Source organism: Paenibacillus jamilae, from assembly GCF_050482105.1.
In the GTDB taxonomy this organism is placed as follows: domain Bacteria; phylum Bacillota; class Bacilli; order Paenibacillales; family Paenibacillaceae; genus Paenibacillus; species Paenibacillus jamilae_B.
In genome coordinates, this window is the sequence record NZ_JBCNHI010000003.1 from 197,144 (window position 1) to 222,362 (window position 25,219).

General features: G+C 46.2%; 18 protein-coding genes. 8 read left to right on the plus strand and 10 right to left on the minus strand.

Annotated features, from left to right (window positions below):
• Window positions 1-13: 13 nt before the first annotated feature.
• Together ABEW32_RS02170 and ABEW32_RS02175 are read left to right on the plus strand one after the other, a co-directional pair.
• The gene (locus ABEW32_RS02170; RefSeq protein ID WP_430184282.1) at window positions 14-2,272 is read left to right on the plus strand and encodes an alpha-glucuronidase family glycosyl hydrolase; all 2,259 of its coding nucleotides are present in this window, start codon (window positions 14-16) and stop codon (window positions 2,270-2,272) included.
• A 278-nt stretch (window positions 2,273-2,550) separates the two neighbouring features.
• Window positions 2,551-6,141 (plus strand): family 14 glycosylhydrolase, encoded by a 3,591-nt coding sequence (locus tag ABEW32_RS02175; protein ID WP_430184284.1) that lies wholly within the window; start codon window positions 2,551-2,553, stop codon window positions 6,139-6,141.
• A gap of 179 nt (window positions 6,142-6,320) precedes the next feature.
• Here the strand turns inward: ABEW32_RS02175 and ABEW32_RS02180 are convergent, their stop codons facing one another.
• From ABEW32_RS02180 to ABEW32_RS02215, 8 genes are all read right to left on the minus strand, one after another.
• Window positions 6,321-6,434, minus strand: coding sequence for a putative holin-like toxin (locus ABEW32_RS02180; protein WP_016822651.1), 114 nt, complete (start codon window positions 6,432-6,434; stop codon window positions 6,321-6,323).
• Between the two features lie 162 nt (window positions 6,435-6,596).
• Window positions 6,597-7,334, minus strand: coding sequence for an ABC transporter permease (locus ABEW32_RS02185; RefSeq protein ID WP_430184286.1), 738 nt, complete (start codon window positions 7,332-7,334; stop codon window positions 6,597-6,599).
• A 30-nt stretch (window positions 7,335-7,364) separates the two neighbouring features.
• Complete coding sequence (locus tag ABEW32_RS02190; protein WP_430184288.1) at window positions 7,365-8,075, minus strand: ABC transporter permease; 711 nt, start codon at window positions 8,073-8,075, stop codon at window positions 7,365-7,367.
• Window positions 8,068-8,994 carry an ABC transporter ATP-binding protein gene (locus ABEW32_RS02195; protein ID WP_430184290.1) on the minus strand — a complete coding sequence of 309 codons (927 nt, stop codon included), beginning with the start codon at window positions 8,992-8,994 and terminating at the stop codon, window positions 8,068-8,070. Before ABEW32_RS02195 ends, ABEW32_RS02190 begins: the two co-directional genes overlap by 8 nt.
• 190 nt (window positions 8,995-9,184) lie before the next feature.
• On the minus strand, window positions 9,185-10,213 hold the full coding sequence (locus tag ABEW32_RS02200; RefSeq protein WP_430184292.1) for an NADH:flavin oxidoreductase/NADH oxidase: 1,029 nt from the start codon (window positions 10,211-10,213) through the stop codon (window positions 9,185-9,187).
• Between the two features lie 321 nt (window positions 10,214-10,534).
• Window positions 10,535-11,842: an extracellular solute-binding protein gene (locus ABEW32_RS02205; protein WP_430184294.1), complete on the minus strand. Its 1,308-nt coding sequence runs from the start codon at window positions 11,840-11,842 to the stop codon at window positions 10,535-10,537.
• Window positions 11,843-11,948: 106 nt separating this feature from the next.
• Window positions 11,949-13,595, minus strand: a complete 1,647-nt coding sequence (locus tag ABEW32_RS02210; protein WP_430184296.1) for a response regulator transcription factor — start codon at window positions 13,593-13,595, stop codon at window positions 11,949-11,951.
• Entirely contained in the window at window positions 13,588-15,447 is a 1,860-nt protein-coding gene (locus ABEW32_RS02215; protein ID WP_430184298.1) for a cache domain-containing sensor histidine kinase, read from the minus strand. Before ABEW32_RS02215 ends, ABEW32_RS02210 begins: the two co-directional genes overlap by 8 nt.
• A 122-nt stretch (window positions 15,448-15,569) precedes the next feature.
• Between ABEW32_RS02215 and ABEW32_RS02220 the strand changes: the two genes are divergently transcribed.
• From ABEW32_RS02220 to ABEW32_RS02230, 3 genes are all read left to right on the plus strand, one after another.
• A complete protein-coding gene (locus tag ABEW32_RS02220) occupies window positions 15,570-16,466 on the plus strand; it encodes a carbohydrate ABC transporter permease (RefSeq protein ID WP_149034743.1) in 897 nt (298 codons plus the stop codon).
• Window positions 16,466-17,296: a carbohydrate ABC transporter permease gene (locus ABEW32_RS02225; RefSeq protein ID WP_013373701.1), complete on the plus strand. Its 831-nt coding sequence runs from the start codon at window positions 16,466-16,468 to the stop codon at window positions 17,294-17,296. The genes ABEW32_RS02220 and ABEW32_RS02225 overlap by 1 nt, the downstream gene beginning before the upstream one ends.
• Before the next feature lie 337 nt (window positions 17,297-17,633).
• On the plus strand, window positions 17,634-18,836 hold the full coding sequence (locus ABEW32_RS02230; RefSeq protein WP_430184300.1) for a GTP-binding protein: 1,203 nt from the start codon (window positions 17,634-17,636) through the stop codon (window positions 18,834-18,836).
• A 57-nt stretch (window positions 18,837-18,893) separates the two neighbouring features.
• On the opposite strand, the gene lepB is transcribed toward ABEW32_RS02230, so the two are convergent.
• Complete coding sequence (lepB, locus tag ABEW32_RS02235) at window positions 18,894-19,514, minus strand: signal peptidase I (RefSeq protein ID WP_430184302.1); 621 nt, start codon at window positions 19,512-19,514, stop codon at window positions 18,894-18,896.
• A 332-nt stretch (window positions 19,515-19,846) separates the two neighbouring features.
• Here lepB and ABEW32_RS02240 point away from each other — a divergent pair, with 332 nt between their 5' ends.
• The 3 genes from ABEW32_RS02240 to ABEW32_RS02250 all read left to right on the plus strand — a co-directional run bounded on the left by ABEW32_RS02240 (window position 19,847) and on the right by ABEW32_RS02250 (window position 24,016).
• Window positions 19,847-21,196 carry a right-handed parallel beta-helix repeat-containing protein gene (locus tag ABEW32_RS02240; RefSeq protein WP_430184304.1) on the plus strand — a complete coding sequence of 450 codons (1,350 nt, stop codon included), beginning with the start codon at window positions 19,847-19,849 and terminating at the stop codon, window positions 21,194-21,196.
• 110 nt (window positions 21,197-21,306) lie between these two features.
• Window positions 21,307-22,839 carry an MFS transporter gene (locus tag ABEW32_RS02245; protein ID WP_430184306.1) on the plus strand — a complete coding sequence of 511 codons (1,533 nt, stop codon included), beginning with the start codon at window positions 21,307-21,309 and terminating at the stop codon, window positions 22,837-22,839.
• A gap of 49 nt (window positions 22,840-22,888) precedes the next feature.
• Window positions 22,889-24,016, plus strand: coding sequence for a glycoside hydrolase family 88/105 protein (locus tag ABEW32_RS02250; protein ID WP_430184308.1), 1,128 nt, complete (start codon window positions 22,889-22,891; stop codon window positions 24,014-24,016).
• Window positions 24,017-24,089: 73 nt separating this feature from the next.
• Here ABEW32_RS02250 and ABEW32_RS02255 read toward each other — a convergent pair whose 3' ends face one another.
• Window positions 24,090-25,037, minus strand: a complete 948-nt coding sequence (locus tag ABEW32_RS02255) for a polysaccharide deacetylase family protein (protein WP_430184310.1) — start codon at window positions 25,035-25,037, stop codon at window positions 24,090-24,092.
• Between the last annotated feature and the right edge of the window lie 182 nt (window positions 25,038-25,219).

A 25,219-nucleotide genomic window follows, 5' to 3' on the forward strand; every position in this document is an offset into this window, starting at 1 on the left:
AGGCTCAAATAATATGAGCAAGCGGATGAATATGCCAAACGAGAGCGGCTATGACGCTTGGTTGCACTACCATCGCGATCGCTTTGTAGAAGAGATGCCTGCTTGGTGCAGAGTCATCGTAGTTCATGAAACAGATGATGAAGTGCTTCAGACGGCTGCGAGTGAGCTTCGGCAAGGATTGGCTGCCATGTTCGGACAGCAACCGAAGATAAGTACCGTTCCTGTCAATGTACCGTTTGTTGCGCTGGGTACGTTCCAAGACCAGCCATATGTCGCAAAACGGTTTAGTGCAGAGGAACAGGCAGAAGTGGACGCAGAAGGCTACCGAATCCGCGGGGTAGGAGTGCCGAAGCTGGCAGATTCAACTGGGCAAGATCATGATGATATCAAAGGACAGTGCGTTACTGTCGCGGGTCAGACCTCCAAAGGAGTATTGTACGGAGTCTTTCATTTGCTGCGCTACCTGCAAGGAGGACTAGACGGCAAGTTGAAGCCTACTGCCAGAGAATCATTGCATGCTCCCACTCTAGACCTGCTGTCTAATCCGGTTAATCCCATTCGCATGATCAATCACTGGGATAACATGGATGGGAGTGTTGAACGTGGATATGCCGGGGCATCTATTTTCTACAACAACAATGCCTTTACTACAAATATGAAGCGCCTTCGAGACTATGCCCGTCTACTCGCTTCTGTAGGCATTCAGGCGTTATCTATTAATAATGTGAATGTCCATCAGGTAGAAACTGAGCTGATCACAGATCGGTTTTTACCTGATGTGGCCAAAGTAGCTACCGTATTTCGCTCCTATGGTATCCAAATCTACTTGAGCATTAACTATGCCAGTCCTATTCAGCTCGGCGGATTAACCACAGCCGATCCTCTGGACCCCGGTGTAGCTGAATGGTGGCGGACCAAAGCACAGGAGGTTTACGCAGCCGTTCCCGATCTGGGTGGTTTTGTGGTCAAGGCCGATTCTGAAAATCGGCCCGGACCCTTCAGCTATGGGCGCCATCACGCTGATGGTGCCAATATGCTGGCGGATGCGCTACAGCCCTATGGCGGACGTGTGATTTGGCGCTGCTTTGTCTACGACTGCAAACAGGACTGGCGTGACCGCAAGACGGATCGGGCTCGTGCGGCCTTTGACCATTTTAAACCGCTGGATGGGCTGTTCCGGGAAAATGTCATTTTACAGATCAAAAATGGCCCGATGGATTTTCAAGTACGGGAGCCTGTCTCCCCCCTGTTCGGCGCGCTGGAAGCCACTCAGGTACTGCTGGAATTCCAAATTGCACAGGAGTATACCGGACAACAAAAGCATCTATGCTACCTGGTTCCGCAATGGAAGGAAGTGCTCGATTTTGATACCTACTCGCAGGGAAAAGGCTTCACCATCAAGCGTATCGTGAGTGGCGCTTTGCATAACAACAGCCGTTCTAATTCTCGTCGCGGGAAGGCCATGGTCCATGCAGGCAGCGGTAGTTTCCAGGGAGAACCAATGAATTATGCCCCCAAGCGCATCAACTTTGGAATAGCCGCTGTTTCCAATATCGGTGCAGACACCAATTGGACCGGGCATTTGCTTGCCCAGTCCAACCTTTACGGCTATGGTCGGTTGGCATGGGACCCGAATCTATCGGCAGATGAAATCGCGGATGAATGGGTTCGGCTGACATTTGGCAATCAGAATAAGGATAACGGCGATGCTGAGTTGATTACTACTATTAAGCAGATGCTGCTCGATTCATGGAATATCTACGAATCCTACACCGCCCCTCTGGGGGTCGGCTGGATGGTCAGTCCCAATCATCACTATGGGCCGGATGTAGACGGATATGAATATTCGATGTGGGGCACCTACCATTTTGCCGATTGCTGGGGAATCGGGGTGGATCGCACGACTGCAACCGGAACGGGCTATGCAGGACAATATTTTCCTCCTGTTGCCGATATATACGAATCTATAGGCACCTGCCCGGATGAGCTGCTCTTATTCTTTCACCATGTCCCTTATACGCACACGCTCCACTCCGGCCAAACGGTCATACAGCATATTTATGATACTCATTTTGAAGGTGCAGAACGTGCGGCCCATCTCCGAGATACATGGGTTAATCTGCGTGAGCAAATAAATGAAAGGATGTATGAACAGGTGCTGGAGCGGCTAGAGCATCAGACAGAGCACGCCAAGGAATGGCGGGATCGAATCAATACGTATTTTTATCGCAAAAGTGGTAGTCCCGACGAAAAAAATCGTCCTATCTATTAAGCTGGTAGTCTCATGCGATTCTTGCATACACACTGGGAATTCGCCTTCTCCCATTACGGAAATTTACCATCCATAAAAGACACACGTCTTACTCAGACCTGTGTCTTTTTTTTGCTTGGTTAATTTAAACACACGGTTGCTAACGCAAAATGTCATATTTGTCCACCTTGAGTGTGCAATAAATTCTTCTTTTTATGCAACCGCTTGCTCTATACTATTTTTGTAGACGTTTACAAAATGTTGTCGAATTAGACTATGCTTTGGGGAGGATGATCGGTTTGACCTTGTATCAAAGTCTATGGAAAAAAGGGTGTATGCTTCTACTAAGCCTTGTGCTGTCTCTGACCGCTTTCATTGGCTCACCCTCCAATACGGCGAGCGCCGCGGTTGCAGATGATTTTCAGGCTTCCGTGATGGGACCACTGGCGAAAATTAACGACTGGGGTTCCTTCAAAAAGCAACTGCAAACGTTGAAAAGCAATGGCGTGTATGCCATCACTACCGATGTCTGGTGGGGCTATGTGGAGAGCGCAGGAGATAACCAGTTCGATTGGAGCTACTACAAAACCTATGCAGATGCCGTAAAAGAAGCAGGACTGAAGTGGGTTCCCATTATCTCTACGCATAAGTGTGGAGGAAATGTGGGAGATGATTGTAACATCCCACTGCCAAGCTGGCTGTCGAGCAAGGGCAGTGCAGATGAAATGCAGTTCAAGGATGAAAGCGGTTACGCTAATAACGAGGCCCTTTCCCCATTGTGGAGCGGAACCGGCAAGCAATATGACGAGCTGTATGCCTCATTCGCTCAAAACTTTGCCGGGTATAAAAGTATCATTCCCAAAATTTATTTAAGCGGCGGCCCTTCCGGAGAATTGCGTTATCCGTCCTACTATCCGGCAGCGGGATGGAGTTACCCGGGACGAGGCAAGTTTCAAGCTTATACTGAAACAGCCAAAAATGCTTTCCGTACAGCTATGAATGACAAGTACGGATCATTGGACAAGATTAATGCTGCTTGGGGCACCAAGCTTACCAGCCTTAGCCAAATCAATCCACCGACTGACGGGGATGGATTTTACACGAATGGTGGGTATAATTCCGCGTATGGAAAAGATTTTCTGTCGTGGTACCAAAGTGTGCTTGAGAAGCATCTAGGTGTCATCGGAGCAGCTGCCCACAAAAACTTTGATTCTGTGTTTGGTGTTCGGATTGGGGCCAAAATTTCCGGTCTGCACTGGCAAATGAACAATCCTGCCATGCCGCACAGCACAGAACAAGCGGGTGGATATTATGATTACAACCGTCTCATTCAGAAATTCAAGGATGCCGATCTAGACTTGACATTTACTTGCTTGGAGATGAGTGACAGTGGCACAGCACCGAATTATTCGTTGCCGTCCACCCTGGTTGATACCGTCTCCTCCATCGCTAATGCCAAGGGTGTTCGCCTGAATGGTGAAAATGCACTCCCGACAGGCGGCAGCGGCTTCCAAAAAATCGAGGAGAAAATCACGAAGTTCGGGTATCACGGGTTTACGTTGTTGCGCATCAACAATCTCGTCAACAATGACGGCTCACCAACCGGTGAGTTGAGTGGATTCAAACAATATATCACCAGCAAAGCCAAGCCTGACAATAATGGCGGGACAGGCAACAAAGTAACCATATACTATAAAAAGGGCTTCAACTCGCCTTACATTCACTACCGCCCGGCTGGCGGAAGCTGGACTGCTGCGCCTGGTGTGAAAATGCAGGATGCCGAGATTAGCGGCTATGCTAAAATTACCGTCGATATCGGTTCTGCCTCCCAATTGGAAGCCGCCTTTAATGACGGCAATAACAACTGGGACAGCAACAACACCAAAAACTACTTCTTCGGCACGGGTACTTCTACGTACACGCCTGGCAACAGCGGCAATGCAGGAACGATCACTTCAGGCGCTCCATCCGGCGCGAATCCCGGGGATGGCGGCGGAACGACTACCAAGGTAACGGTATACTACAAAAAGGGCTTCAATTCACCTTACATTCACTACCGTCCGGCTGGTGGTAACTGGACTGCTGTGCCTGGCGTGAAAATGCAGGACGCCGAGATTAGCGGCTATGCTAAAATTACCGTCGATATCGGTTCTGCCTCCCAGTTAGAAGCCGCTTTTAATGATGGCAATAACAACTGGGATAGCAATAATACTAAAAACTACCTTTTCAGTACTGGAACTTCTACCTACACACCTGGCTCTAACGGAGCTGCAGGAACTGTCCGCGCAGGGGCTCCTTCAGGGAGCGTCCTCAGCGTAGTGACTTCCACCTACGCAGCCGACCTCAACGAAGTTACAGGACCTATCCAAACCGAAAAACTTTCAGGTGTATCCTTAAACGTAAGCACTTCTACCTACGCACCCAACTCTAACGGAGTTGAAGTAACTGCTCAAACGGAGGCGCCTTCAGGCGCCTTCACCCCTATGGATTTGGGTACCCTTTCCAATCCCACTTCTCTCAACACAGACTGGAGCAAACAGAGCATTTATTTTATCATGACAGATCGTTTCAGCAACGGTGATCCATCCAATGATAACTACGGTGGCTTCAATTCCAACAACAGCGATCAGCGCAAGTGGCATGGTGGCGATTTTCAAGGTATTATTAACAAACTCGATTACATTAAAAATATGGGGTTTACCGCGATCTGGATTACCCCAGTAACGATGCAAAAGAGTGAATACGCTTACCACGGCTACCATACGTATGATTTTTATGCGGTTGACGGGCATCTCGGAACAATGGACAAGCTCCAAGAGTTGGTTCGCAAGGCACATGACAAAAATATCGCTGTGATGCTGGACGTAGTTGTGAATCACACAGGTGATTTCCAACCAGGGAACGGCTTTGCCAAAGCTCCTTTTGACAAAGCAGACTGGTACCATCACAATGGTGACATCACAGGGGGGGACTACAACTCCAACAACCAATGGAAAATCGAAAATGGTGATGTGGCTGGACTGGATGACTTAAATCATGAAAACCCCGCTACTGCAAACGAGCTTAAAAACTGGATCAAATGGCTACTGAACGAGACAGGCATCGATGGACTGCGGGTGGATACCGCCAAGCATGTACCGAAGGGTTTTCTAAAGGATTTTGACCAAGCCGCCAATACTTTCACTATGGGTGAAATTTTCCATGGCGACCCCGCTTATGTAGGCGATTACACCCGGTATCTCGATGCAGCACTAGATTTTCCGATGTATTATACAATCAAGGACGTGTTCGGACACGATCAATCCATGAGAAAAATCAAGGACCGCTACTCCGATGATCGTTACTACCGCGATGCCCAAACCAACGGTGTATTTATCGACAATCATGATGTAAAACGTTTCCTGAATGACGCCTCCGGCAAGCCGGGTGCTAACTATGACAAATGGCCACAGCTCAAAGCCGCTTTGGGCTTTACTCTGACGTCGCGCGGGATTCCAATTATCTACCAAGGCACAGAGCAAGGCTATAGTGGCGGAGATGATCCCGCCAATCGTGAGAATATGAATTTCAACGCCAACCATGACCTGTATCAGTACATCGCTAAGCTGAACTATGTGCGTAACAACCACCCTGCTCTGCAAAACGGTAGCCAAAGGGAAAAATGGGTGGACGACTCCTTTTACAGTTTTCAACGCTCTAAAAATGGCGACGAGGCCATTGTATTTATCAACAACTCCTGGAATAGTCAAACCCGCACGATTGGCAACTTCGATAATCTGTCCAACGGAACCCGCCTGACCAACCAGCTAAGCAACGACTCCGTTCAGATTAACAACGGCTCGGTCACTGTAACCCTCGCTCCAAAGGAAGTTAAAATTTTCACCAAGTAACAGTCACATTCAGTTACATTGATTATTCAGATGTGCTAAAATAAGTTATAGAAGGATATGCTAAAAAAGAGCAAGGATGCTGGTAACATCCCTACTCTTGGCAACAGCCGCTTTGAAGAGCGGTCGGCTGAAAAGGGCTAGCTATTAGAAATAGACCGTGTTTCCCTCTCCAGGGCGGTCTATTTCTTTTTGTTTTGGTTCAGCGCAATAACAATCGTAACGATTAATCCGATCAACGCTATTAAAAGCGTGCCGAACATCATCATTAATGTCAGAGCATCCTTAACCTCCACAGGCATCACCTCCCTTCCGGGAGACTTAGCCGACCGCCCACCTAAGCCATTCTGTTGTTACTGGAATTATAGCACGTAAATCCGTCATTAGGCGACAATATTTTACATATCTATCTAACCGATCTTATGTGGGTACTCATCGTCCTTTGCTGCTTACACACTCTACTTTGTCTCTATACGAACATAACTTCTCAACGCTAGAAAAAGCCCCAACGCAAAAATGAAGCACATACTGATGATCCCTCCAGAAACATTCGTGTACGTTCTACCCAGTGTGCCATGCGGAGAAAATAATAACGGCACTGTCCATGGATAAAAGGTATTCCCCGGTGTATTAACCAATACAAAGTTTAAACACATAACTGTACACATTCCCAGAATGGCGGGCACAAATTTTTTCCAGCGAATGGCGAAGAACGTGATGATGGGGATAAGCATTGCATGCATAATAATCATTTTAGTGAAGATCCCAAGCTGGTACATAACGATTTCAAAGGTTAGCGGTCTGGCCGTAATAAACGTACCCAATAGCGCAGACAGTCCAAATGCCAACAGCAGGCTGACCGCGATGTACATATAGATAACGAGCAGTTTGCTGAAGTAAATCCGAGTTCGGCAAACAGGGTTTGTAAATAGGGCAATATGGGTCTTCTCTTGATACTCCCTCGCAAAGATATAGCAAGTCAAAATATAGTAGCTCATATACCCAGTCAAAAAGTTAATAAGAATAACAACACTCATAAAGTAGTCATTCCAACCATCACGGTCAATGGAATATTTGGTACTTCCCGTATAACTATAGAATTCCAGAGCAATGGTTAATGCTAAAATAATAATGCTTAACCAAAGAATTTTATTACTTTTCAGTTTCAAGCACTCCGCTTTGAACAGGGCAAGCATAGTAAACCTCCTTTGAAAAGGTCTCTCCCTCTAATTTCTTCTTTGATATGCCCATAAGGATAAAAACAATCCAAGAAGAAAAGTTATGGATAAACTCAACCACGCTATGAGAGTATTGACGTATATGATCGCACTTCCTTCATTGGGCGACAAAAGATAGGGTACAATCCACGGATACCATTCACTTTTGTACATAAAATTCAAAAATATAACAGTACAAACTACGAGTACAACCACCATAATGCTTTTCCAGCGTATAGCAAAAAAAGAGGCGACTGGGATGAGCATCGCATGCATCACGCACATTTTGGCAAATACCTGGATTTGATATACCCAGATAGCCATCGTTAAAGGGCGATTTGTAATGAACATGCCTAATACTGCAGACAGAAACAGAACGATAAATAGCGACACAATAATAAACCCATAAATAATGATCAATTTACTAAAATAAAATTTAACTCTGGTGACAGGCGTAGTAAACATAAACAGATGCGTGTTTTCCTGGTACTCTCTCGCAAAAATATGACCGGTTAATATGTAATAGCTAATAAATCCGGCTGCAATATTAACTAATAAATCAATATTTGTAAAATAGTAGACCCAACCGAGCCTATCAATTGAATATCTATAAAAAATAGCGCTTAGAGCGAATTCTAACAGCACAACAGCCAGCAATATAATATAGCTCAACAAGAAGGCTTTAGAGCCTTTAAGCTTAATGAGTTCTGCTCTAATCATGCCGCCCACCCTCTCCTGAAATGAGAGTCAAAAAGTACTCCTCTAGCGTCTGCTTTGTGGTGTGTATCTCATAGACTGAAATTTGATGATCTATTAACTGTCTATTTAACATAGCTGTATTTTCGATCGGACTATGAATTCTTAGTTGTTGTGGGGATATCAAATCAGATTTAAGTTGCTTCATGTTCTCATACAGAAACGCTTGTACTGCTTTTGCATCGTCTACCTTTACATCTGTATATTGCTCAAAACCTTCCTCTAACCGACTCAAACGATCCTCCGCTAACAGTTTTCCATTATGTATAATCCCGATGTGTGTAGCTAATTGTTGAATTTCGCTTAGAATATGGCTAGAAATAAGAATTGTTTTCCCTTGTTCCTCGCACAACTTCTTTAATAGCTGACGAATTTCCTTAATTCCTGACGGGTCTAACCCGTTCGTTGGCTCATCTAATATAAGCAACTCAGGATCATGAACAAGGGCCCTGGCAATCCCTAATCGCTGTTTCATTCCAAGGGAAAAATCTTTGAACTTCTTTTTTCCAGTATGCTCTAACCCCACCGTAGTTAGGGTTCGTTCTATCCTTCCATCGTCCTTCACCCCCATGTACGTACAGCAGATTCTCAGATTGTCTCGTGCACTTAGATTTTCGTATAAACCAGGCGTTTCGATAATCGTACCTATTTTTGAGAAGATAGAAGGATAGCTTTTCTCTAACCGCTCGCCAAATAAAAAAACCTCCCCACTTGTAGGCTCAATCAGCCTCATCAGCATGCGGATGGTCGTTGTTTTGCCAGCTCCATTTTCACCTAGAAAACCGTAGATGCTGCCCCGTTCTACATGTAAGGAAATATCGTCTACAGCTATCGACATCCCAAACTGTTTGCAAAGCTTTTTTGTTTCAATAACATACTGCATTTCTTTCATCCTCCTATACACACCAAATACAACTATTATACTGATTTTACTATCCACAAAATGTAAAAATAATCACTATTATTCATTTTCAATCATTATCCCCATAAAAACAAAACAGGCACCTGCAACGAAGCGTACACTTCGTTGCAGGTGCCTGTTTATATATAAACAACGTGGGAATACTTAGGCCTCAGTAGCCACGTTGATATTGTTCAGGTACGGAAGGCTTTTCGCCGTGCAGCGCCACTGCTGCATGAATCGCCCAATAAGGATCGCGTAGCAATCCGCGTCCCACAGCGACCAGATCGGCATCCTCATTGCCGATTACGGACTGCGCCAAGGCCGGGTCATCCAGGAAGCCAACGGCGATAACTGGGATGTTCAGCGCCTCGCGGATTTGGCGAGCAAACGGCACTTGGTAGCCCGGATAGTTGCCTGGCTTTCTGGCTCCAGCCGGGCCTTCTCCGCCCGAGCTAACATGGATCACATCCACGCCTGCCGCCTGATATGCGCGGCCCAGCTCAATGGCATGATCCACATCGTATCCACCATCTACGTATTCCACCGCGCTGATGCGGAAGATTAACGGCATACCCGCAGGCATTTCCTTGCGCACAGCCTGAATGACCTCTACGCCGAAACGGGATAAATCCTTACCATACTCGTCATCCCGTTTGTTCGTAACTGGCGAGTGGAATTGATGAATCAGGTAACCGTGCGCACCGTGAAGCTCGATTGTATCCACGCCTGCTTGAACCGCCCGGCGGGCAGCGTCTCCGAATTTTTGTACCATACCACGAACTTCCTCTGTGGTCAGTGCGCGCGGCTGTTTATAATTTGCATCCGGGTATGCAATGGCCGAAGGAGCCACCGGCTCTGCTGCATCCTCAGCTTTACGGCCTGCATGAGCAATCTGTATGCCAACCTTGGCCCCGTGCACATGAATACCGTCGACTAGCTTCTTATACGCCGGAATATGTTCATCTGACCAAAGACCCAGATCATTATCCGTAATCCGTCCATCCGGTTCCACATCCGTCATTTCTATAATAATCAGACCCGTGCCTCCAATAGCCCGGCTTAGGTAGTGGACATGATGCCAATCATTCGGAATTCCGTCCTTGGCTGTCACCGAGTATTGGCACATTGGGGCCATGACCACACGATTTTTTAATTTCAAATCTTTGAGTGTATACGGTGTAAATAACGAAGTCTTCAAAACGCTCATCTCCTTTTTATCTCTACCATATCAATGAAAATGCATTGCAAATTACACGGTCTATTATAAGCATAATCGGCACAGTCCAAACGAAATAAAGAGATTCCCCCAACCGGGGTATCCCTTCGTATTTGCACGGTGCAGTCATTATGTATATCGTAATGTTGTAGATGTATTGCACACAATCTATTATCCACAACTCAATAACTTTTTGCAAGTAAATATTTAAATATTATTAAATATTTTTTTGTCTGCATTTTTCTCAACTCCTAGCCAGAACGCAAAAAGACGCCCTTACGGGCGCCTCTGCGAAAACCAATCTTATTGCGCTGAACCTAACTGCGTCCATGCCTTCTCAATCTCTGATACTGCCTGGTCCTTGTTCATGTTACCACTGATATAAGCCTGCATCAGCTCACCAAACTTTTGATGGAATGTATCCAGTGAGTAGTTAACAGACAGATCACCAGACTTGGATGTTTTCAAAATGCTATCCATTTCCTTAGGCATTTCCAGATCAGGAAGCGGCGCATCCTTAATTGGAGGAATCACCTTCGCTACTTGGGAGAACCAGTTCTTACCGTATTCTGAAGTGTACAGCCAGTTGAAGAATTCAATGGTTTCCTTGGATACTTCGGAATCCTTGTTGATACGCAGCGCCTGATCCGCACCGGTAATGATGACCGATTGGTCCGCTTTGTCACTCACTGGATATCCCATGATGCCAATCTTGAGATCAGGGTTAATTTTCTTGATTGCTTCCTCGTCCCATGCACCTTTACCCGTCATAAACGCAGCTTTACCAGCGGCAAAATCACTCACTTCTGCATTGCTGTCCCGTTCCAGCGGCTTATCTGTTCCATGCTTCACCGTCAGATCGATGAAGCTAAAAAAGTTGTTGTACAGCACTGGGTAGTCCTTGATTTTTGCTTTACCTGCAATAAAATCATTAACAAGCTGTTTCGGCTCTACCCCGGCATCCTGCGCAGCAGCATCCACATAGTGTTGGAAGATATGCTTCCATACCCACCACTCTTTATATGCATTAGCAAATGGAGTAATACCTTTCGCCTCTAGCTTGGTAACGGCATCCTGCATCTCCGCAATCGTCTTCGGCGGGGAAGTTATCCCAGCCTTAGTGAGCAAATCTTTATTGTAAATCAACGCAAACAGGTTCCCCTTGACCGGTAATCCCAGCACTTTGCCGTCACTGGAACTCATATTTGTCCGAACAGCATCTGTCATGGCTGCTGCCAGCGGTTCATTGGTCAGATCGGCGCTATAATCAGCATAGGTATCGATGTCGCCTCCGGCCGTGGTCTGGAACACGTCTGGTGTACTGCCTGAGGCTATTTTGGACTTAAGAATTGTATTGTAGTCTGCCTGCATGATCTCCAGATTGATCTTCACGTTAGGTTTGACCTTCTTATACTCCTCGATATACGCGTTAAAAGCATCGGTATACTCTGGTGAGGCTGTAAACATATTTATTGTAACCGTTTTCAAATCTTCTTTGCCACCAGCATTTTCTTTAGCCGCATCTGTGCCACCGCCGCTACTTCCACATCCGCTCAACAAACCGACCGTCAAAAGCAAACTGCCGGATAACGCCATCATCTTCTTTAACATGGATACTCCCCCATTTGTTTGTGATCAACGTCCATGCGCTCATTCTAAAAAATATAGTCGCATTTAAAAAGGCAGATTAGTGAAGCGTTAAGGGTAAAAAAGTAGTTTATTGCAGGCTCACGCGATATTCCGACGGTGATACCTGATAATAATTGCGAAAAGCCTTGCTAAAATAGTTTTTGTCCTTGTAACCGAGCATATCGGAAATCTCCTGAATTTTCAGACTGGAGTCACCCAGCAGTTCCTTTGCCTTGTCCATTCTCACCTTCTGTACATATTCGTGAATACCGTAACCAAATTGTTGTTTGAACAACTTCATCAAATATTCCCGACTCAAAAAATAGGTTTCGGCAAAAAACGAGATTTTAATATCTTCAAAATAGTAGCGGTCGATGTACTTCTTGATCTCTGTAATATCAAAGGGCTGGTTCCCCGCTTGCGCATGTTGGACCCCGGCAATGTAAAGCTCCAGCATTCGGTGTAATCTCTGGCTATAGTCGGCAAAGCTCGTAAAATCAGCAGACAGATTACCCTCAGCCACGCGCCCCAGTTCCCCCAAAGTTCCCTCCTGATTAGGCGCTGACACAGGCGTACCCAGCTCAATCGCGGCTTCTCTCAGTAAAAAGTGGAACTCCCGCAGCAATCGATCCGCATCCTGCAAACGAAAAACAGAGCTCGCTGCCAATTGTTTCAACAGATCGCCCAGCAGTACCTTTGCCCGGTTTGCCTGACCGGTCTGAGCATCCTTTTGGATCGACAACAGCCGATCCGTCCATGGCACTTCCTCTGACGCACCCATTTGCCGGGGCACCGTATGGAGTATAGATTCCCCCTCCAACTTCAACACATCCGTGCTGTGAATGAGGACCTTGGCATCCCTATAAGCAGAAGCCAGTTCTACTACGTCTGTACAGAGCTTGCCCACTCCGGCTGCTACCACCATACTGAACAGCCCGTGCAGGTTCGCAACCGCCTTCTGTGCTACCTGTGCCAGTAGAAGGGACATATGCTCTTCTGGTCCTGGGGCCAGAGTGCAGATCGAAACGACCTCTCGTTCCCGTCGCGGATGAGGGAAGCTAAAACAACGCAACCGTTCATCTGATGTCTGCGCTAATACATTAGTTACCGCAAAATCCATCAGATCGACATCGCCATGAAAACGAGTCCTGCGAATCTCATCCCTGTTCAGTAGCCGCAGCACGATCACGCCAAAGCGGTTCTCCAGCCGATCCGCTCCAATTAGTGGGAGCAACGCGGTATTGGCCTGCCTTTTGAAACTGCCATCCAAAATGGATACATACAGCTTCTCTTTCAGCTTCGGTAGTGACATATTCAGCGTAATGCTCTGGTTGATGAATTCGTCTTGGCTTTGCTTCCGGCTTTCCAGAATGTCCACCGCCTTGCACAGAGCCTGATTCAGATCCTGGCGGTTGATAGGTTTGAGCAGATAGTCCACCACCCGCGATTGAATCGCTTGTCGCGTAAATTCAAAATCGTTGTAGCCACTAATAACAATGGTCAGCAGATGGGGATACGCCTTTTCGATCACACGGAGAAATTCGATACCGTTCATCTCCGGCATTTTCATATCGACCATCACCACATCGATAGGGTGCTGACCGAGCAGTTCCATCCCCAACCTTCCATTCGTCGCCTCATAAATATGCTCAATGCCCAGACGATCCCAGTCTCCAACAATGCGAATGGCTTCGCGTAACGGTTCTTCATCATCAATAATCAATACGTTATACATGGATACTTCCTCCCCGGGGAATTTGCATTCTCAATTCTGTTCCCGTTTCATCCGTAAGTATGAATAATCCTGCCTGATCTCCATACAAAAGCTTCAACCGTGTGTTCAGATTTTTTAGGCCAATATGCTCGCTCTCCCGGTCTTCCCATTTTTCATGGAACGAATCCAGTACCATTTTCAGCTTGCCCTCTGAAAATCCAGGTCCGTTGTCCCTGACTGCAATTGTAGCGTCTGTAGCACCCGACTCGGCCGAAATGACGATCAGAATGTCGCTCGATACTTTTTCCAGCGCATGCTTAATGGAGTTTTCTACCAGCGTCTGCACGGAAAGCCTCGGAATCGGCAGCTCCATCAACGTGTCCTCCCATATCACTTCGACCCGAAGTCTCGTCCCGAATCTAGCCTTTTGCAGACCTATATACCGTTCAATATGCTTGAGTTCCTCGCGGGCAGCTACGATATCCTTGCCGTTAATGGAATACCGCAAAGTTTGGGCCAAAGCATCCACCATATCCGCCATGTCGAACATCTTGCGCTTTAGTGCCTGCGTGGATATGGCTTGTAAGGCATTATACAGAAAATGGGGATTAATTTCAGCCTCCAGCGCCTTGAGTATAGCATTCTTTTCGACCAGCTTCATGCGGTAGCGCTCATTAATAAGTTCTTCGGTTCTTTGGACCATTTCGTTAAAATGCAGCGACAAATATGCAATCTCATCATTCCCCTTCACAGGAGCCCTTGCCCCAAAATCTCCGGTACTAAACCGTTTCATGTGGGTAGATAGCTTATCTAAAGGCCGGGTAATGGCGTTCGAGGTCAGCGTGACTAAAATAATAGACACCCCTAAAAATAAAGCCCCGATCACATAGCTCCAATTCCGTGTGGTTGTAGCTGCCTCATAAATTTGGCGGTACGGAATAGGCTTGATGAGCTGCCACCCGTTCTTTTCACCAGCATCATAAACGACCAAATACTCCTGGTTGCCACTGCGATCTGACCACGTTACTCGCCCGTTTCTTTCCTCTCCAATCTGAGCCAATACTCCAGAATTACGCATTCGTTCATACAACGGAAGGCTATTCACATAAAAGGGAACCCGTTCAGGGCTGAGCAGCATCAGTTGGTCCCCCTCGCCCAGTGGGATATTCTGCATGATTTCATCAATAGCGCTTGTATTGTAATAGAAGGACAACACCGCCTGCGGGTGACGGGATGCGATCGATCTCAGCACTCGATGATAAGCCATAAAGCTGGCTTGGGGCGCCACATAGCCCATATCAGAGCGGGACCCGACAAAGGATTGAAAAGCTTCATTAGCGGTGCTGGCCATCGCCTCTTTATACCAGGGAAGCTTGGGGATATCCGTGTTTATTCCTTTGCGTACCGTGATATTGTACGTCTCCCTAGTTACCACGTAGTATTGATGGCGATCCGCCACATACAGATAGATCGCTTCCAGATCATTGCGGGAATAAAACATGTTGCGCAAGTAATTTTCAATGACCATTCGTGCAGCGTAGTCCCGATTCTCATTAGCAATCGCGTTCATGATATCGTTATAGCGAAGCTGTGGAAGGGCCAACTGCTGCATCCCCTCCAAGTAATCCTCCAAATTCTGATTGACCAGCAGCAGATTATTCGTCGTGCTGGCGATGCTATGATTGACCGACTCCTTTTCAATCATCTGATAGGAAATAATCGTGAGTGAGCCCACCACCAGAATAATTACCGAAGTAAAAAGCAGAATGAGCTTGTTCACTAATTTTTGCGTAATTCGCCTCCACATGGAACGAAGAATTGTTCCTATATACCCTGACATCATGATAACCGCCCCTTTTGAAAGCGTACACATTTTTACCCTCAACTGTTTTCTTAAATCCATTGGTCCGGCCCTAGGGGCTATCCTATACTTTCATTATATCTTAAACAGCTTGGAGCGAAAGACCGGAAAATGCTGAGAAAAAGAGGTGCGTTATGCTGAAAAAAAGGGGAACAAGGGGCGACAAGGGCAGTAAGCTGGAATTTGGTTTATTCACACTGCCTGTAATCTTGTGCATTACAATTGCATTTTATATTCCGTTTTTGATGACGATACGTTATTCCCTAACCAAGTGGAACGGCATATCCAAACATCCGAAATTCGTGGGTCTAGATAACTTCAAGCAAATCCTGCTCGGAGACGCCAACTTTGCACATGCAGCCTGGTTTACGGTGAAATACGCCATTTTGTACATTGTACTGGTGAACGTGCTAGCCATTTTGCTGGCGCTCGTCCTCGATATGAAGCTCAAAAGCTCGGCCTGGCTACGCGCGGCTTTCTTTATTCCTTATATCCTCAGCCTCGTCATTGTTGGATTTATATGGAAATTTATCTTTATGCAAGGCTTTGAGTCACTGGGACACAGTACAGGCTGGGGCATCTTCCAGCTCAGTTGGCTAGGCGAGGAAGGGCTCGCATTTATTTCCATTCTGGCGGTATCCATCTGGCAATCCATTGGCTTTTACATGGTCATTTATATTGCAGGCCTGCAATCTGTACCTGAGGATCTAAAAGAGGCTGCCATCGTCGATGGAGCAGGGCCGATTCGGAGATTTTTCAGTATTATTTTACCGATGCTTGCGCCCTCGATTACGATCTCGGTCTTTATGGCGCTGACTAACTCGATCAAGGTGTTCGACGTCATTTTATCGTTGACTGGCGGTGGGCCAGGAGGTACGACATACAGCATTGCGTATGATATTTACCGAGATACGTTCCAGAACAATCTGTATGGCTACGGAACAGCCAAAGCCTTGATTTTATTCGTTGCCGTGCTGGTCATTACGATTATTCAATTGTCTATTTTCAAACGCAGGGAGGTTGAGGCCTGATGCAACGCAGTCGTACGGGACGTATTTTGCTGGAAGCGGGCATGATTGTATTATCACTGCTATTTTTGTACCCGCTGTTTCTCGCCATTAACAATTCGTTCAAAAGCTTCGCCGAAGTCATGACCGACGTCATTGCGCTGCCCAAGCAGCTTTCGCTGGATAACTACGTATACGTATGGAAGTTCATTGACTATCCTCGCTTATTTCTGAATAACACGATTATTACTGTGCTCGGACTGGCAGGGATTGTGCTGATATCCTCCATCGCTGCCTATAAGCTGGCACGGACGAAAAGCAAGTGGAGCTCTGCCATTTACATGCTGTGCATCATGCCGATGCTGATTCCGTTCCAGTCTATTATGCTGACCGTTTTGCGACTGGCAAAAGACTTGAATTTGGCAGACAGCACTTGGGGGCTTGGCCTGCTGTACTGGGGGTTCGGAGCCCCACTGGCAGTATTTATTTACCACGGATTCGTGAAAGGCATTCCGGTTGAAATTGACGAAAGCGCCAAGATTGACGGAGCCTCAGGCTTTCGGTTATTCTTTTCCGTCATCTTTCCCTTGCTAAAATCGGTCACCGCCACCATTGTTATTATCGACGTAATGTGGATATGGAACGATTTCCTGCTTCCGCTTCTCATGGTTAACGGCTCACCCAGCACCAAAACGCTTACACTGGCCGCCTATACCTTCGTTGGGCAATATACATCAGACTGGCAATATGCCATGACCGCCATGGTAATGGCTGTGCTGCCCTCCATTATCGTATTTATCTTTCTGCAAAAATACATTGTTAAGGGCGTCGTAGCCGGGGCCGTCAAAGGCTGAGACAACTACACCCTTACAGATGACCCAAAGAGGACTTGCGTAAAGCTTACGCAAGTCCTCTTGTCTTCGTGATGTCCATGTCTGTACTTGCGTACAGTAGGATATTAAGCCTGAAACTTGCCAAGTGCCTTCAGCATCTCTTCAAAAGTTACCTCATTAGCCTTATAGGTAGTCCCACCTTCCTTGACATTTCCTCACATAAATGATTAACTTGTTTTGTTATTCGTAATTATTACGATTAAAGAATGAACGAAAAACACTGCTTTCCTAGCATGCATTACTACCACGACTGTACATTCGACATTTTATAAAACTTTGAAAGGGATGAGTAATTACGTTGGCAAACACTATGGAAAAAAACAAGAAGATACCGGTCACGGTTCTAAGTGGGTACCTCGGTTCCGGCAAAACCACTCTGCTGAACCACGTACTGAACAATCGGGAAGGCTTACGAGTAGCTGTCATCGTCAATGATATGAGTGAGATTAATGTGGATGCGGATCTCGTTCGTGACGGTGGAGGATTATCTCGTGTGGATGAGAAGCTGGTGGAAATGTCCAACGGCTGCATCTGCTGCACCTTGCGCGAAGATTTATTAGAAGAGGTAGAGCGACTGGCGCTCGAAAATAAATTTGACTATATCCTTATTGAGTCTACAGGTATAGGTGAACCCATTCCGGTGGCCCAAACCTTCAGTTATGTAGATGAGCAAAATGGAATTGATTTGACCAAGCTGACCCGATTGGACACAATGGTCACTGTCGTGAACGCACCAGAATTTTGGAAAGACTTCTACTCTAGAGACTCCCTTAAGGATCGTGGGCAGGAAGTGGCGGTGGAGGATGCACGTGGCATCGTTGATCTGCTCATAGAGCAGGTGGAATTTTGTGACGTGCTAATCATTAATAAATGCGATCTGGTATCCTTAGAGGAACTCGAACGATTGGAAAAGGTGCTGCGCAGCATTCAACCGAACGCCAAAATCATCCGTTCCGAATACGGTAGAGTGGACCCAAAGGAGATTTTAAACACGCATCGCTTTGATTTTGAAACAGCTAGTCAGGCTGCGGGCTGGATACAGGAAATGAACAAGGATGAGCATGTACCGGAGACAGAGGAATATGGCATTGCTTCGTTTGTGTACAAGCGCAAAATCCCATTTCATCCCGAACGTTTATTGAAATGGCTGGCTCAATGGCCTCCTGAGGTTGTACGATCCAAGGGATTGGTGTGGCTCGCCACGCAAAACCGTACTGCCTTTACATTCAGTCAGGCGGGTAGCTCCAAACAATTCGCACGCGCTGGACTATGGGTGTCAGCTCTGACTGAAGAAGAACGACAATACTATCTCGGGGATGACTTTGAAAAAACACCCGATTGGGATGAAAAACATGGGGATCGAGTTACCAAACTCGTATTTATTGGTATTGATATGAAACGGGAAGAAATCGAGCGCACCTTGGATGAGACACTGCTAACTCCTGAAGAGATGGAACAAGACTGGCGCAGGCTGCCTGATCCATTTACCAAAAACATATAATAAGTTCGAAAAAGCGCCTAAAGAGAGCAACCACCTCCCAATTTAGGCGCTCTGCTTTTATTTATGCTTAACCCATTGCGCGCTATCCATCGGCCAAAAGATCACATCCGCACGTCCAACTATATCCTTAATAGAAACAAAACCAATAGCACGACTATCCCGACTATTGTTGCGGTGGTCACCCATCACAAAGATATACCCCTCAGGAACCTTGGAATCAGTTATAGTTCCGTTTGGAAAGTCCACATTATTATATAATTCTTCCTTGGCATGAGCATCTTGGATAGCTCCTTGAATGTAGGGCTCCTCTACTTTCTTACCATTCACATAAAGATGATCACCTTGATACTGAATGGTATCTCCAGCCACTCCAATAACACGCTTAATAAAGTCCTTTTGTTCCTTTCTCACATGGAATACAACAACCTCGCTTGGCTTGGGATCACGAAAATCATAAATCACCTTATTCACGACCACTCGTTCATCTGTTTTGAAATTCGGTTCCATAGATGCTCCCTCAACAATAAATGGCGCAAACAACAGCCAACGTATAATGAACACGAGCACAATGGCAACCATAATTGCCTTAAGCCAATCGATCATCTCATTGTTCACTCGCGGTCGCTTTTCCTGCAATGGCTTGGAAGTTGAACTCGCCAAATGATTCCCGGTCTCCATGCGCTAAACCCACCTTTTCTCACAGATTTCATTTCTATTATATGTATAATGTTTAAGTATAATCAAATTTTCCCAGCCTGGCAAAACGGTGTTTTTAGTTGAAACAAAAGTGTGAACTTTTTTTCACAATATCAAAAAAACAATAAAAAACTGTTGATGCAAACGTTAACATATATTACACTGTGCATATACTTCTTAGAGCGTTTTGGACTTATGATAGATCAATCTGTCCCCCCAGGAGGTGTCCTGCTTTTTAATGGAAAGACAGCATGAACCGCTTTTATATGTGCTATCTTCTTTTAAAATATGAGCTCAGATAAGGAGGAATTTACATGTTTAAACGGAATGATCGTCCAAAAAACGGCTTTAACGCTCTAAGACTCGGTGTTTCTTTTGTTCTTGCTTCTTCTTGCCTTATTGGAACCGCTTACGCGGATGTTCCATCCAACAACCTCCCCGCTTCCACACTCACTGATGAGGCAATTAGTACAATCGATTCAGCAGCTGTTTCCACCACGTTAGCGGCAGGCGACTTGTATGTAGCACCAAATGGTAACGTGTCCAATCCAGGCACGATATCCAGTCCTACCACACTCGAAGCAGCACTGACACAAATTGCTCCTGGTAAAACCATTTACCTGCGCGGTGGTAATTATGCCTACTCCTCAACGATAACAATTCAGCGTGGAAATAGCGGCAATAACGGCTCGCTCAAAGGGTTGGTTGCTTACGGTAGTGAAAAGCCCGTACTTGATTTCTCTGCTCAGGCCTTTGGATCAGCCAATCGGGGACTTCAGCTTAATGGAGACTTCTGGCTGGTCAAAGGTCTTGAAGTCAAAGGTGCCGGGGATAACGGTATCTATATTGGCGGCAGCAACAACCGGATTGAAAATGTGGAAACCCATCACAATCGGGATACCGGACTCCAGCTCGGTCGTTATTCTCCTAACGCTTCCACCAGTGAGTGGCCATCGAACAACTTGATCTTGAACTCCTATTCTCACGATAACGCCGATCCCGATAATGGTGAGGATGCCGATGGCTTCGCAGCCAAATTGACTGTAGGACCAGGCAATGTGTTTGATAACTGCTTGGCAGCATACAACGTAGACGATGGCTGGGATCTGTACAGCAAAACGGAAACAGGCCCTATCGGTGCCGTAACCATTCTGAACAGCGTAGCTCATCACAACGGACAGACCTCCGACGGAACGTCTACTGCGGACAGTGACGGCAACGGCTTTAAACTGGGTGGAGACAAAATTAAGGTCAACCATATAGTGAAAAACAGTATTGCCTTCCAGAATAAAAAGCACGGATTCACTTACAATAGCAACCCTGGCACCATCACTTTGACCAACAATACTTCATGGGACAATGGGCAAAGCAATTTCGCCTTTGATAAGGGTGAACACGTGTTCATTAACAATCTTTCTTTTGAAGGAACAGCAAGCGATAAAACAAGCGGTACAGATCAAGATAACTCAAACGTTTGGTGGAAAAACAAAAAAACGACGAATGCCAAAGGTCTCGCAGCCAGTGCAGACGACTTTGTTAGTCTCGTGCCTTCCATCACTCGAGGTGCAGACGGTTCCATCCAGCTGGGCAATTTCCTTAAGCTGGCCAAAGGAAGCGATCTGATTGGCTCGGGTACTCCGAGCGGAAATATAGGGGCACGGTAAAAGCCCACCTAATCAGGACGCCTGGCCCATCTACCAACCTAGACCATTCTGCATAATATAGCGACCGGTGATTGTCCTCATAACCAGACAAAATATGAGGTGAACAGATCATGGAACGAAAAATCACACTGAAACATACACTTGCCTATGGAAGCGGTAACATGCTGGGAAGTGGCGCGCTCGCTATTAGCGGTGCATGGTTAATGTACTTCTATACAACCTTTTGCGGACTGTCTCCTGTTCAGGCCGCAGCCATCTTCTCTGTTGCCAGCATCATAGATGCGGTCAGCAATCCGATCATGGGCTTTATCAGCGACAACTTTCACCGAACCCGCTTAGGCCGTAAATTCGGCAGACGCCGTTTTTTCATCATGTTGGGGATTCCGCTGATGCTCGTGTATCCGATGCTTTGGATAGATGGGCTGGGCTTCTGGTATTACCTGAGTACGTACGTGCTGTTTGAACTGGTGTATACCTCTGTCATGGTGCCGTATGAAGCATTAGCGTCCGAGATGACCCGAGACTTCGGCGCACGCTCCAGATTGACTGGATGGAAGGCCATGTTCGGTAAAATCGCCAATTTTGCCGCCGCTTTTATCCCTGGTCGCTTTATTGCTGCTTACGGTAAAGACTCTCCGCTGCCTTTCTTGTACACCGGTCTCGTTTTTGCAGCAATTCTGCTGATTGCCATGGCATTCTTGTACAAAAACTCATGGGAGCGTCCAAGTGAGGAGCTGCAAAAGGAACTGGAAGGTGAAGCTCCGCTTTCCTTTATAGATTCCATGAAAAAGTTGTTTATCGATATTTCCTCCACTTTTCGGGTCAAGACGTTCCGTCACCATCTTGGGATGTATCTGGGCGGCTTTTCCGCTGAGTGGCTGTTTACTTCAGCTTTTACGTATTTTATTGTTTTCTCCTTGTTCCAAAGCTCTGAAATGGTATCCAATCTGAACAGTTTTAACTCTGTCATTCAATTGATTTCTACCTATTTCTTCATCCAATTCTGCGTGCGTAAAGGATTTCGTATGCCTTTCATCGCCGCACTCGTCGTCGTTTGCTTTAGCGTAGCTGGTTACGGCCTGCTCTATCTCACAGGAGCCTCTAACACAATGATATGGCTATATGTCATCACACTGTTCATGGGGCTTGGTACGGGTGGCGTCTACTACATCCCTTGGAATCAGTACACATTCCTTGCCGATGTGGATGAGGCGTTAACTGGCCGCCGCCGCGAAGGTATTTATGCAGGTATGATGACTTTTGCTGGAAAAATGGTGCGGGCCGTTGTTGTCTTCATTCTCGGCTGGGTATTACAGCACTTTGGCTTTGTATCCGGGGCTGAAAGTCAGCCAGTTTCTGCTCAGCACGCTATCTTTTATGTACTCGTGGTGGGTACGATCGTTCTCGCAATTATCGGTATGATTGCTTCGGTTGTTATGAAGCTGGATATTGACAGCCACCAGAAGCTAATCGCAGAGATTGATCGCCTCAAAAACGGTGGCTCGATGAAATCAGCCAAGCCAGAAGCACGCAAAGTGTTCGAACAGCTGACAGGCTTCAGTTACGAGCGGTGCTGGGGCAACAATAATGTGGGCTTCAAGAACAGACCCGCTGATCCTAAAACACACACTCCGTCTATGTAAGCAGCAATAACAATTACAGATTAAACTTTACTGAAGAGGTGACTGTATCATGGCAAATTCAACTTCGCAACCAACAACCAATCCTACAAAAACAGAATCCTGGGCTGTACGTATGAGCGATTCCGTGCTTGAACGGAGTCCAGAATTTTATGAAAAGTGGGAATATGACCATGGCGTGATTTACAGAGGTCTGGAATGGGTTGGCGAACTGACAGGCGATCCCAAGTATATGGAATATATAAAAAAGCATATGGATCACTTTGTTGATGAAAATGGCGTGATTCAGCGCTATAAAGTAGATGAGTACAATATTGACCACGTAAATAACGGCAAGCTGCTCTTCACTCTGTATCGTGCCACAGGAGATGAACGCTATAAAAAGGCAGCCTTCCAATTACGCAGTCAGCTGGAAAAACATCCGCGTACAAGCGAGGGCGCATTCTGGCATAAACAAATTTATCCGTATCAAATTTGGCTTGACGGCTTGTACATGGGTGCCCCGTTCTATGCTGAGTTTATCCGTGAATTCGGAGACCCGTCAGAGTTTGACGATGTGACCCTGCAATTCAAGCTATGCTACAAGCATACGCGTGATCCTGAAACGGGCCTGCTCTACCACGCTTGGGATGAGAAGCGGGAACAGCATTGGTGCAATCTGGAAACAGGCTGTTCCAAAAATTTCTGGGGCCGCTCAATGGGCTGGTTTGTCATGGCACTCGTCGACGTGCTGGACTACATCCCAGAAGATCATGCAGACCGTCCCGTGTTGATCGATATGCTAAGAGAAACACTGGAAGCCTTGCTGAAAGTGCGCGATAAAGAAAGCGGCGTCTTTTATCAGGTGCTCAACCTGGGCCATGTAAAAGGCAACTATCTGGAAGCATCTGCATCCTGCATGATTCTATATGCTATTGCCAAAGGTGTACGCAAAGGCTATCTGCCTGAGCATTATCGCCAAGAGGCGGAAATCATCCGTAAAGGCATTATTGATGAATTTATCACGATTACCGAAGAAGGACTTGTGAATCTGAACAAAACAGTACAAGTAAGCGGTCTGGGTGGTAAGGATCGCCGTGATGGTACCTTCGCTTACTATATCAGCGAGCCGATTATAACTAACGATCCCAAAGGTATTGGTGCTTTCATTCAGGCGATGGGTGAAGCGGAGCGCATCTAATTGGTGCGGACTATATTTCCTAGATAGCACAAAGGACGGTGGCGATGCGCCCCGTCCTTTTCTCATATATATTCTACTTCATAACCTTAAACTCATATCCCTGTTTCTTCAGATATTCTATAATTTGCGGCAATGCTTTGGCTGTTTCCTCTTTACCATAAGTGTCATGCATGAGTATAATCGCTTTTTCTCGGCCTTTGACTGACCTCATAAACTGATTAATTAGTGCGGGAGCTTTCTTGGATCTTCCCTCTGCATCCTTTGTTAATACATTCCAGTCCACCTGATGGTAATCCTTTTGGAGCAAAACTTTATCCAAAGCCGCCATTCCCTGTGGATCTCTTCTGTTCCATGTCATGTGGCCCCCGGGGAATCGGATCATTCTGGTGGAGAATTCTGGCCCCAGAATCCTTTTTAGAACCTGGTTGTTCCTCTCGATCTCCTGCATAACATGATCCGTATTTACTCGTCTGTTCGGATATAAATACTTATAGTTATGTGAGTACGTATGGTTTCCTATCGCGTGTCCTTCTTTGACAATTCTTTTGATGAGGTTCCTGGTATGCTCATTTTCATCGGCTTCTTTTCCTACAATAAAAAAGGTTGCCTTGACCTTCTGCTTTTTCAGAATGTCTAATATTTGAGGTGTGACCGTCACGGATGGGCCGTCATCAAAGGATAAGTAGGCCACTTTTTTACCATCAGCTCCATCGGGCATTTGCCCTAGCATTTGCTGCTTTAAATATTTCTCAACAAAGGCACCGTCTTCTACATCGGGGTCATTTTTTGGAGTGACCGCTTTATCCTTTGCCCCTGCGCTGGCTTTAACATTTGATGATCCAGAATCTGCCTTCTTAGCAAGCTCCTGGGTCGACGCGTGTGGCTTGCTATCTGAAACCTTTATTGCAATAAAAGTGATGCAGCCTGCCACAAATAATACTATAGCAATCAGTATCAGCCTTCTTCTGTTCCTCTTCAAGCGGTGCTCACTTGTTCTACTATGTGAATAACCCTTTTCCATTAGATTATGTACCTCCACCCTAAAATAAGAAAAACCACCGGAGCAGGGTGAAAGCGCACCTTACAACGAACACTGGAAAACTCTGCGGTTCAGCCAATGAAAGTTTAAGGGTGCACTTCAACCAGGGGACGGACAACCTACTCCCGGTGGTTTCTTATCTTGCATTTGCATATTTTATGAAT